Origin of the sequence: Snodgrassella sp. ESL0323, assembly GCF_013346865.1 — a bacterium.
Classification (GTDB): domain Bacteria; phylum Pseudomonadota; class Gammaproteobacteria; order Burkholderiales; family Neisseriaceae; genus Snodgrassella; species Snodgrassella alvi.
In genome coordinates this window covers 18,661-30,714 of the sequence record NZ_JAAEDT010000008.1, presented here as the reverse complement: position 1 = coordinate 30,714, position 12,054 = coordinate 18,661, and the positions used below count along the sequence as shown (strand labels likewise).

Annotated in this window: 10 protein-coding genes; 3 read left to right on the top strand and 7 right to left on the bottom strand. The window is 39.7% G+C overall.

The features are described 5' to 3' along the window. Positions 1-127 precede the first annotated feature (127 nt). Positions 128-961 carry a methylenetetrahydrofolate reductase [NAD(P)H] gene (metF, locus tag GY065_RS01400; RefSeq protein ID WP_037475201.1) on the top strand — a complete coding sequence of 278 codons (834 nt, stop codon included), beginning with the start codon at positions 128-130 and terminating at the stop codon, positions 959-961. Between the two features lie 145 nt (positions 962-1,106). On the opposite strand, the gene GY065_RS01395 is transcribed toward metF, so the two are convergent. The 3 genes from GY065_RS01395 to GY065_RS01385 form a co-directional block, all read right to left on the bottom strand. Beyond that, complete coding sequence (locus tag GY065_RS01395; protein WP_100116523.1) at positions 1,107-1,835, bottom strand: amino acid ABC transporter ATP-binding protein; 729 nt, start codon at positions 1,833-1,835, stop codon at positions 1,107-1,109. A gap of 37 nt (positions 1,836-1,872) precedes the next feature. Further along, on the bottom strand, positions 1,873-2,658 hold the full coding sequence (rsmA, locus tag GY065_RS01390; RefSeq protein ID WP_174832809.1) for a 16S rRNA (adenine(1518)-N(6)/adenine(1519)-N(6))-dimethyltransferase RsmA: 786 nt from the start codon (positions 2,656-2,658) through the stop codon (positions 1,873-1,875). 97 nt (positions 2,659-2,755) lie between these two features. Next, on the bottom strand, positions 2,756-3,502 hold the full coding sequence (locus GY065_RS01385; protein WP_232346187.1) for a peptidoglycan DD-metalloendopeptidase family protein: 747 nt from the start codon (positions 3,500-3,502) through the stop codon (positions 2,756-2,758). A 182-nt stretch (positions 3,503-3,684) separates the two neighbouring features. Between GY065_RS01385 and GY065_RS01380 the strand changes: the two genes are divergently transcribed. Continuing rightward, on the top strand, positions 3,685-4,143 hold the full coding sequence (locus tag GY065_RS01380) for an FxsA family protein (protein WP_174832807.1): 459 nt from the start codon (positions 3,685-3,687) through the stop codon (positions 4,141-4,143). A 64-nt stretch (positions 4,144-4,207) separates the two neighbouring features. On the opposite strand, the gene lysS is transcribed toward GY065_RS01380, so the two are convergent. Further along, positions 4,208-5,731 carry a lysine--tRNA ligase gene (gene lysS, locus GY065_RS01375; protein WP_174832805.1) on the bottom strand — a complete coding sequence of 508 codons (1,524 nt, stop codon included), beginning with the start codon at positions 5,729-5,731 and terminating at the stop codon, positions 4,208-4,210. A gap of 642 nt (positions 5,732-6,373) precedes the next feature. Between lysS and pgl the strand changes: the two genes are divergently transcribed. Beyond that, complete coding sequence (pgl, locus tag GY065_RS01370; protein ID WP_037473810.1) at positions 6,374-7,072, top strand: 6-phosphogluconolactonase; 699 nt, start codon at positions 6,374-6,376, stop codon at positions 7,070-7,072. A gap of 193 nt (positions 7,073-7,265) precedes the next feature. Here the strand turns inward: pgl and GY065_RS12970 are convergent, their stop codons facing one another. From GY065_RS12970 to GY065_RS01360, 3 genes are all read right to left on the bottom strand, one after another. Further along, positions 7,266-7,511, bottom strand: coding sequence for a hypothetical protein (locus GY065_RS12970; RefSeq protein WP_198219138.1), 246 nt, complete (start codon positions 7,509-7,511; stop codon positions 7,266-7,268). 78 nt (positions 7,512-7,589) lie between these two features. Next, entirely contained in the window at positions 7,590-7,730 is a 141-nt protein-coding gene (locus tag GY065_RS12965) for a hypothetical protein (protein ID WP_198219139.1), read from the bottom strand. Positions 7,731-8,745: 1,015 nt separating this feature from the next. Beyond that, the gene (locus GY065_RS01360; RefSeq protein ID WP_174832803.1) at positions 8,746-11,970 is read right to left on the bottom strand and encodes an autotransporter outer membrane beta-barrel domain-containing protein; all 3,225 of its coding nucleotides are present in this window, start codon (positions 11,968-11,970) and stop codon (positions 8,746-8,748) included. Between the last annotated feature and the right edge of the window lie 84 nt (positions 11,971-12,054).

Here is a 12,054-nt window from a genome sequence, read left to right as displayed (position 1 = left end):
ATTATGAATTTTATTCATATTATTCAGCGGATTTTTCAAAGAAAATTTGCAATAAAACATTGATTGAGCATGTCTGAAACGTTATGGTTAGATATCTAACCATAACTGACGGAGAGGCTGTTTAATCATGAGCTTTACAAAGCTGAGCTTTGAATTTTTCCCACCGCGTACCGAAGAGGGGCGGCGAAAACTGGCTGTCACCCGCAAACAGTTAAGCCAATATCAACCTGAATATTTTTCATGTACTTATGGAGCAGGTGGTACTACCAGATCCGGTACACTGCAAACAATTACCGATATTATGAATGATGGAGTGGCTGCTGCGCCTCATCTGGCCTGTATCGGAGCCAGTCGTGAAGAAATGATTAGCCTACTTCAAACCTATAAAAACATGGGTATCCGCCATATTGTGGCGTTACGCGGAGATGTTCCTTCCGGCGTGGGCTTCGGACATCAGGGTTTGCGTTATGCAAATGAACTGGTTACTCTTATCCGTCAGGAATTTGATGACTGGTTTCATATTGAAATTGCCGCTTACCCCGAGTTCCACCCTCAATCTCGCAGTGCGGAAGATGATATCAATCATTTTGTACGTAAATGTCAGGCTGGTGCTGACTCAGCTATTACCCAATATTTTTTCAATGCTGACAGCTATTTCTGGTTTGTAGACGAAGTACAGAGCAAAGGAATAGATATTCCAATTATTCCCGGCATCATGCCAATTGCCAGCTTTTCTAAACTGGCCCGCTTTTCAGAAACCTGTGGCGCAGAAATTCCCCGCTGGTTGCGTCTGAAACTCCAGTCTTATGCTGATGATACGGCATCAATCAAAGCACTTGGACTTGATGTAGTAACTGAAATGTGTGACCACCTGTTACAACAGGGAGCGCCCAGTTTACATTTTTATACCCTGAATCAGGCAGGGCTCGTTTCTACTATCTGTCAGCGCTTAGGCTATTAGATCAGATAAAACTTAAATGTCTAATTACTGCCCAAATTACAAAAGCCCTGATCACACCAACGATCAGGGCTATATGCATGCCGTTAATTAACTAATATAAAAAATTGATATCTGAATTAAAACAATCACGACACAGTCAATAATACTAATGTGTTAATAACTGGTTCAGAAACTGTTGAGCGCGTTCATGTTGCGGACGCAGGAAAAACTCTTCCGGTGTAGCCTCTTCAACAATTTCACCATGATCAATAAATACTACCCGATCGGCCACCTCTCGGGCAAAGCCCATTTCATGTGTGACCACCATCATCGTCATCCCACTAAGTGCCAGATCCTTCATTACCTTCAGCACTTCACCTATCATTTCCGGATCCAGAGCAGAAGTCGGCTCATCAAACAGCATTACTCTTGGTTCCATAGCCAGTCCTCGGGCAATGGCAACCCGCTGCTGCTGCCCGCCTGACAACTGCTGCGGAAAAGCATCGCATTTATGTTCCAGCCCTACTTTAGCCAGCAGTTCCTTAGCTTTGGCTTCAGCCTGCACGCGACTTTGTTTTTTCACCTTCATCGGCGACAAAATAATATTTTCCAGAACTGTAAGATGCGGATATAAATTAAAATGCTGAAATACAAAACCAACCTCAGTTCGTACCCGATTTAAATCAGCTTTCGGATCAGCAACATTAATTCCGTCAACCCAGATTTCACCCTGCTGGATTTTTTCAAGCTGATTTACCGTACGAATCAGCGTAGATTTACCGCTGCCAGAAGGACCGCATACAACTACGACTTCCCCCTGGCTAACAGTCAGATTCACACCATTAATAACATGCAAATCTTTAAACCATTTATGAACATTCTTAAATTCAATCATGTATTCCCCACATCCTGTAACTGTCTGCATTAATCATTCAGACAGAAGCGCCATTGTGCAACAAATGATTACTTAATGCCACATAAAGCTCTGGCGTAATCCTTTCTGGCCGGCTGCCGGGATCAATACCTACAGCCATCAATGCTGCATCATCTACTGATTCTTTCAGATTATTATGAATAGTTTTACGTCTCTGTTGAAAAGCTTGTTTGACTAATGCTGCAAAATGATTAAAATCCTCAGCAATACCAATGCGACCACGCTGCGGAATCATTCGTACCACAGCTGAATCTACCTTTGGTGCAGGTATAAAGGCCCGAGGCGGCACATTAAGTAAATTTTCCATCTCAAAAAAATACTGCAGCATGACACTTAAACGCCCGTAATCATTACTGCCTGCCACTGCCACCATACGTTCAACCACTTCTTTTTGCAGCATAAAGTGCATATCTATAATATCATCAGCATACTGACCAAAACGAAACAATAACGGCGTAGAAATATTATACGGCAAGTTACCAACAATCTTTTTTTTACCGGGTACAGTATTAAAATCGAATTGCAGGACATCACCCTCATGAATTAATAGCTTTGATGCAAATGGCAGCGTACGTAATCGAGCTACAATATCACGATCAATCTCAATCACATGCAGTTTATTTACGGTCATAGCAAGAGGTTCTGTAATTGCTGCCAGACCGGGACCAATTTCAATGACCGTATCTTCAGGCTGTGGACGAACTGCACGCACAATATCCTGAATGATACTTTTATCCTGCAGGAAATTCTGGCCAAAACGTTTGCGGGCACGATGTTCTTTCATATCAATTCCTTCAATTTTGCCCAATTATAAGATAAAACCGGCAGCCAGATTAACCGGCACAATTCCCTTTGATTAAACCACCAGCAACTGCATGTGTTTAATTTGCCAGATAATGTAAAGGATTAACCGCCTTACTATTTACTCGAACCTCAAAATGCAGTTTTACACCAGTAGTTCCGCTATCTCCCATTGTTGCGATTGTCTGTCCGGCCTGAACTTTCTGCCCATTAACAACTTTCAAGGAATCATTATATGCATAGGCTGTCATCGTACTGTTACTATGCTTAATCAGCACCAGCTTGCCATATCCGCGCAACTCCTCTCCGGCATACTGTACTGTACCCGCTGCAGCTGCTTTAACCGGCGTACCACGGCTACCGGCAATATCAATACCCTTTTGCGTCTGACCATTAAATGTACTGATTACTTTGCCTTGCACCGGCCATCGCAAACGAATATCAGGAGCAGCTGTTGTAGTCGTTCCGGTATCCGGTTTAGGTGCAACACGACCAGGCTGCCGTTTAACACTGGAAGAATTGCCTGAGCCTGAGGCAGTAGTTGGTTTACGTACGCGAATCAACTGCCCTACTTCAATAGCATGAGGATTGGCCAGATTATTCCAGCGAACTAAAGTATTCACATCCTGATTAAAACGTAAACCAATGCGATATAACGTATCTCCGCGCTGAACCCGGTAATAACCATTTTGCGCACTACCATTCATTACTGGTGCCTTAGCCGGATTACTGTTACTGGTACATCCGCCCAGCAACAAACTGCCGCCCAGCAGCAAAGATAAACCAGACCGCCATAATATTCCGTTCAGTTTCCATACCTGCATCATTTAATTTATCCAGACTCCGAAAAATGCATAAAGCATAATTTTAAATTACTTTGCAGTTGATATTAACATAGCTTTTACCTTCTAAGTTGTCGGCAAATATATCCATTTTGTGATTGCCATATTGAATTCCCCGCTCCTGCAACCATCTGTAAAAATTGTTATAGCTAAAAAGGGAAACTTACATGCGTTACATAGGCTGGGCATTACCGATACTGGCGGCACTGGAAGTTATTTCCATTATTCTGGTTAGCAATCTGATTGGTGGTGGTTGGACACTGTTTATCATTTTACTGTCGATTTTCTGCGGTATTTTTATGCTGCGCAATATAGGCCTATCCGGCTTATTTCTTGCCATGGCCACCATTCGTACCGGCAACAATGTATCGCTTTACCAGCTATTATGGCCTGTTCGATACATACTTGCCGCCATTTTGCTTATTAGCCCCGGATTTGTTTCCGATATATTTGCAGCCCTGTTATTATTACCCATTAGCGGCAAATCTCAGACTGGACCAAACCATTCCTTCTCCGGTTCATCACAAGCCGGACAAGAAGACATTATCGAAGGTGAATTCACAGTTGAAACCGATAACGAACAAACCCGTCATTCCAGCACACAACAACACCTTCCGCCCGAATAACTATAAATCAAAAGCCGCACGGAATTTATCCAGCGGCTTTTTCATTACGTAACAATAATGCTGATTACTCTAAACGCATTTGCGGAAACAGAATAACATCACGTATCGTTTGAGCATCTGTGAGCAACATTATCAGACGATCCATACCAATACCACAGCCACCGGTTGGTGGTAAACCATATTCCATAGCACGAATATAATCCGCATCGTAATGCATTGCTTCATCATCACCGGCGTCCAGCTGTGCTACCTGAGCTTTGAAACGCGCAGCCTGATCTTCAGGATCATTTAATTCTGAATAACCGTTAGCCAGCTCACGTCCGACCACAAATAGTTCAAAACGCTCAGTTAAGCCCGGTTTGGTATCTGATGCACGCGCCAGCGGTGAAACTTCTACAGGATAATCCACAATAAATGTCGGCTGCCATAATTGTGCTTCCGCGCATTCCTCAAACAATGCCAGCTGCAAACTACCGACGCCCTGAGCAACAGGCAAAGCCCCGCCCAATTTCTTTATTTCAGCTTTCAGCCATGCCTCATCTGCCAGCTGCTCATCTGTATACTGCGGATTAAAATGTTTAATTGCTTCCACAATAGTCATACGAGCAAACGGCTGGCTTAAATCTACCTCTTTACCGTTATAACTCACTACCGCACTGCCTGTTGCTTCAATAGCCGCGGCACGAATTACCTTTTCCGTCATATCCATCATGCGCCGGTAATCACCATAAGCCTCATAAAACTCCATCATAGTAAATTCCGGATTATGACGCGTACTCATCCCTTCATTGCGGAAATTACGGTTAATTTCAAACACACGCTCCAGACCACCCACAACCAGCCGTTTCAAATAAAGCTCAGGTGCTACACGTAAAAATAAATCCATATCCAGAGCATTATGATGCGTAACAAACGGCTTTGCCGTAGCACCGCCCGGAATCGGATGCATCATTGGCGTTTCTACTTCCAGATAACGTTCACTTACCATCACATTTCGTACTGCCTGAATAATCCGGCTCCGTTTCACAAAAGTGGCACGCGTCTGCTCATTGGTAATCAAATCCACATACCGCTGCCGATATTTCTGCTCCTGATCAGCCAAACCGTGAAACTTGTCCGGTAATGGCCGCAAAGACTTAGTCAGCAGTCGCAGACCGGATACTCGCACTGTCAGCTCACCGTGATTGGTTTTCATCAGTTCACCTTCAGCACCGACAATATCACCCAGATCCCAGTGCTTGAAAGCATTATGAGCCTGTTCACCAATCCCCTGATTATTAATATACAGCTGAATACGTCCGGTCATATCCTGAATGGTGGCAAAACTGGCCTTTCCCATGTGACGTTTTAGCATGATACGTCCGGCCACTTTTACCGGAATTGCCTTTTCTGCCAGTATATCTTTATCAAACTCATCATAAAGCTGATGCAAATCTCCGGCAAAAGCATCCCGCTTGAAATCATTCGGAAAAGCAACCCCTTCGGCACGAATTGCCGTTAGCTTCTCACGGCGGTGTGCCATAATCTGATTTTCATCCAGTTGTTCTTCTTGCGCGGCAGCTACCGGCGCATTCTGCTGTTCACTCATATGTATCCTCATACTATATGCAGTTGTTATCAACAAGCAACTGCCCGCCTGACACCATTGAGCATAGTATAAAATTCAGGCAATAATAAATTAGAAATAACCGTCTATTCTAAGTCAAAACAGGCAGTTTGACATCTAAAACACATGCCCCAGTTACAACAATCCAACATTGCCCGAAGAAGTCCCGGCGGACAATTACAACAACTTAACACCATCAAGTAACAAAAACTGCAAATATTATCCTAAACAGATAAATCATTACTCATCAATAACCACAGCATAATAGCCCGCTCAGACAAATTGACAACGGCAATATTGCTTAGCAACTAAAACAGCAAAATAAGCCTGCATAAATCTTAAATGAGCAAACAATAGTCAAGATAAAACGTGGTGAGATATTTATAATTTAAATGACATTTAATTAAAATATACAATTATCTCCATTCAGATATTTAAACCTTATCCTGTAGTGTATACAGGTAACTGTACGAAATATCAGCAGACAATTTTTTGATTTAATAATAATTACATGAAATACAACTCATTAACCTACCGGTGGCGAATAATAAATTTAACAGCAAATACATTAACTTTATCGCAGTACCACCAATCAAACCAAACATTCCTTCTCAGGAGACGAGCATGTATCAGCTGCACTTATATGATACTCCCACCGCGATGAATACAGCTCTGGCTACAGCCATCACCGCCAACCTACAAAATGCAATTAATCTGCGTAATTGTGCTTCACTGGCAGTTTCTGGCGGTCCGGCACCAGTCGAACTGTTTCAGATACTGAGCAAAACACAACTGGCGTGGGATAAAGTGTATATCACCCTTGTAGATGAGCGCTGGGTAGATAAACACCACGAAGACAGCAATGAACGGCTCATTCATACTCATCTACTCCAGAATAAAGCCCGGACAGCACACTTTATCAGTCTCAAAACAGTAGCTGAGAATCCTTATGACGGAGTAGACGAGATACAAGCCCGTTTACAACAATTCTTACCCTTGCCTATAGATGTACTGGTATTGGGTATGGGAGATGACGGACATACTGCATCGCTTTTCCCTCATGCCGAAAACCTGACCAAAGGTCTGGATATGCATTCGGACAGAATGGTAATAGACATGAAACCGCTAACAGCACCGCATGATCGTATTTCCCTGACTTTGCCAGTAATATTGAACAGTAAGCATTTATATTTACAACTTTCCGGAAAAAAACAACAGCATGTCCTGCAACAGGCATTGGCTGGTACCAACAGTAATGACATGCCGATCAGAGCTGTTCTGCACCAGCAAAAATGTCCGTTACAAATTTACCTGGCTCAGTAAAAACATACTCCATAAACCGGCCGGATGATTAAGAAAGCAGCAATTAAAATATAGATAAACAAATATAAAAAAACTGAATCCTGTAAAAGCAACAGGATTCAGTACCTATATACATCCCGATAAATTCCATCAAGATTGTGCAAGAAAATTATTTAAATAGCATATATTTTTATAATAATTGTATTTTGACTGATTACAGCCCTTTAAAATGCAAACGCGCAGCGTGATCTAAATACAGTTTTAACGGATCAGGTTTCGTTGGGTGCGCACCAGCAAGCTGATTGATTACGTCCGGATGGTCCATTTGATAGTCAGAACCAATAACCCTACCCAGGTGAGTAGCATAACGGCCAACTAATCCATTATTCTGTTTACGTTCTTTTTTGAAGAATGCACCCAATGCTACCAAAATAGCATGCGTATGATCTAGAATATTCAAACCCTCATTGACGGCATTCAATTTGATGATACCACTCCATGAATAATAGTAAACACCATTAGTTTCCAGCTCTTTACCCTATCCACCCCATGTTGCTTGCAGACCTTGCGGATATTTTTTATTAAATTCGTTTGTACCTTCGGTAGACAGGTTTTTTAGTGAACCTTTAAAATCCTGAGGTAACAGTGATTTAGTGCTTAATAAACTGATCAGTTTCATAAATAATTTAACAATCAAATTAGTACTGTTTACAATTACAGAAGTTACAAAACCTACCAATGCCGAATGCAGAACTGCAACATAACGACGGGTAGGTGAACCCTAACAATGTCCGATCAAATTAACTTTTTCAGCACCGCTTTTTCTTAGAATTTTTCTAACTTCAGCAAGTAGCTGCTCATCACGTTCTTCAGGTGTATTCGTAGCAGAAACAGCAGGAGTATATACTTCGCAACCCAATTTTCTTAAATAATCAGCAATTTAAAAAAATATGGATAACCAAGCATGCGATCAAATCCAAAAAAACAATGCACAGGTACAATTGGATATTTTATACTGAATTTGGTTTAATTGGTTTTTAGTATCTACCATTTGATTTTACTCACTACTATTTCATGTATATAAAAAATTATTTATTATTTAATAAATATGATTGAAAAAATAATTATTTTTTATTCTGCATGTATCTTTATTTAAAGTTTTGCACCTTTATCAATCGTATATACAATAACGACAAAAGTTTTATTATATTGGTAAAATACTAAATAATATAATTTATACATTAACATTATATTAAAAACCTTAACTTCATAAATTTAAATATGCCCGAATAAGAAATGTGTACTTTATTTTAAACTACTAATATAGATAATATTTTTAATCAAATAAACTGATCCTGTTCAGAAAATATTATCTAATTATTCTTTCGACATTTATTACAGAATAATGATTAAATCTATAAAGTAACTAATAATAATGGTGAAAATCTACCTATTAAATTTAAGATATAATTAAGAACATAATTTTATAAATTAATTAATAAAATATTTTCTTGATCAGATAAATTTAGCAGAAACTAAATAGCAATTTTTATTTAAATATCAAGCAGAATATACTTAATTCCGACTAAAACATAAAAAATACGTGTTTAGCCAAAAAATGCTGAACACGTATTTATCACCACAGATTAAAAATTTATTTTAGCTTAAACATAGCCATACTAATTAATCCAATATTACCATCTATGCTCAACAGACAAGTTACCGCGATAACCTTCTCGTTTAGTGCTACCAAAATCGTGCTCATAGCGTATATCACTATTAATAAAGCTATTTTTTGCCAGAGCGATTTTAAGCCCAAGACCTACTTCACCCCAGGTTTTTGCATATTTTTCACGTAAACTGTCCTTACCTATATCAACACTGCCCGGATTAATAAAGTCATGCCAAATATTACCTATAGCATAAAAAGTGACTGGTCTGGCATTTGCATTAACCCCATCATACCCCAGCCGAACGCCGACTCTGCCACGTAATGCATCCTGACCATTCTGATCAACTTGACGATATTTATCGTTAAAACTATCCAGATCGATATACTGATAAACCAGTTGAACCTGTGGCTCAATCTTCCAGCTTCCGGTGACAGAAGCTGATTTACCTAATTCAAATGCCCGTCCGGCCTCTGCTGAAAGTGCAACACCCCATCCATTCTGGCTATCCGGATTATTACCGTCACGTGCTATATATTTGTTGTGTAAATAAGATACTTGTCCCACCAAATCCACATAACTATTATTCGGCATATAGAAAGTATTCGTAACGCCAACACTAACAGCATCGGATTTACCTTTACCGGTATATTTGTCCGCGGAAATTAAGCCATTCTCTGAATGATATTCATCTGAAAAATCTGTATTACCTCTACTGTAAGCAATATAGACTCCAGTATGATTATGGCTGCCATTATCATTGAATTTATTCAGAAAATCATGCCCTATTTGAATACCGGCAATGTCCGTATCTAAGTTCAGCCGATCTTTACCGTCTTGCTTCAGATGTTTACCGTAAATTCTGCTCCAAGTCTGTCCATGAATAAATTTATCAGACTGATTTTCACAGTTAGAACAATTTTCTGCATCAGCATTCAGATATGCCCCACGACGTTCATGCAGAGTACCGACACTCGCAAAACCCTGTTCCTGATTCACACGGGGCATAGCCACATAACCAGCTACTGCATCTGCATAAATGACTTTTCCCGGTTCTTCGGTATCTTTTCTTTTAGCCTCCATGGTCCAATAATAGTCATCACCATTACCGTTTTGTCGCTTAGCCAACTGAACTTCAGTAGCTCCCGAGGTTTTTGCAGTACCTTGGAAAGCCATATGATCATCATGAACACCAACATTAATTACAGGAATAGTGTTAAGAATATGCTCGACTTGTTTAACATTACCATCAATTATATTTTCGTTTCCATCTTTATCTACAGCCACAACCTGCGTCACACCGAAAGCAGCACCTAAGATAGTTAGCTTATCTGAATCCGAATTCTCACCATCCTCACCCCCCGGAGCATTCCAAAGGATATTCATTTTTACCACAGATGAACCGTCATCACTGCCAGTGTAATCGCCGGTTATCGTTAAATGATCATCATACTTAGCATGGTTTTTATTATCCAGACTGATGATGCCGCCTTTGTTTTCAACATTTCCCTCCAAAATAAAATTATTTCCGCCACCGTCATCCCAGGCTGCATTAAGAACTGCACCGTTACTTAAGGTAAGCTTGTTAAATTTTGCTGTATTTTCTGACCCGTTTTTCTTTAAATTCCAGGTAAATCCGTCAGACAGATTCAGATTAAGAGTTGGTTCACCAGCGCTATTATCCGATTTTTGATTTTCTTCAGTTTTAACTGCACCTTTTGACACTAATCCAGTCATACTTCCTTTACCATATGCATTAAATGTCACAGAAGAAGCCTGATAGTCTTCATGTCCTTTTTCATTACCTGCTTCATCATAAGTTTTAGAAAAAAATTCATAACCGTCTGCAGTATAATTACCACTTACATTAAGAATATATCCGTTATCATTGGCAGTAAGATCAGTCTTATCACCGGAAAAATTCAAAACGGTATTTACCTGCCCCTGATCAACAAAAATTAAATCTTTTCGGCCGACTGATCCGCTGACATTGGGATCCATACTTGTACCGGTAGTAGTAAATACAGCATTTTTAAAACTGGCCATTACATTTTTTGAAGCTGCCTGTTCTAGTTTCCCGCTACTGTTCTTATCATCATGAGTCCCAATTTCCAGCGCATATCCATTGGTTTTGATGGTAGTGCTACTGTCAGCATAATCTGCTTTCAAAACAGAATTGCGTAACATTTTAATACCGCTGCCATGCAATGCATCGGTTGTATCAATATATAAATTGTGATGAGATTCCAGAATACCAGCACCGGAACCCGTGTTACGTACTTTCCCCAATTTAACAGCAGAGCTGTCCCATTGCTGATTCTTATTGTTAAGCTCATCGCCTTTTTTAATAGTAATGTAGTTATTTTCGCCATTCAGTACCACAATTGGTGTTAGTTCACCATTAGGACCTTCACTTTCAGCATCACCATGATTATTTTTATTCCCTGATACATAAATACCAATTGCGCGATTCCCGGTTAAAGTCATGTCTAAATCACCATTTACAATAACCCTGCCTGCTGAACCATCTCCTTGATGACCATTAGCGGCACCCTGAATCACTCGAATACCATTATTCAATATAGGCGTAGCTTTACCACCATTGCCTTTAGTAGTTTGATTAATTGTTAACTTATTAACTTCTATAGTAGTATATTTACCGCTAGTTGAATTAGTTTCACTAGAATTAACTGTTGAACCAGCAAGTATGCCATAAGAGGCAACACCATCACTTGAGTTATTACCAGTATAATTATCGGTGATATTTAAAGTCACATTTCCAGCAGTTATATCAACACCAGAATGTGAAGATATCCCCTGAATATTACCATTACCGTTAATTGTAAAATCCAGATTACCCGCTTCAATTTTAGCGCCGTTATAACCATAAGAATATTGATTGCCCAATCCCGTATAACTACCATTGACATTGGCATTTAATACATTATCGCCTACTTTAAGTGTCCCATGTAATTTGCTTCTGGTAAGAATATAAAACTCCGCATTACCAGATTGCTCAACGGGATTATCATTTGCAGCAATATTATTACAACTGCTATTTACCCCATTTTTATCACCGACCAAATATGATCCATTGGTGTCACTGGTACAATCATCAGCAAAAGCTGTAGTTGAAGCGGCCAGAAATGAAACAGTTGCAGTAACTTTACAAGCTCGTTTTACAAGCTCAGAACAAGCAACAGTAGTGCCTGTTAATTTATTAAATTTAGTTTGATAAATTTTATTCATGATTATCCCTCTTAACAGCAATAAATTAACATAATTTTATTTGCTGACTTTAAATAATTTCATTTTGATTTATTTATAAAATCA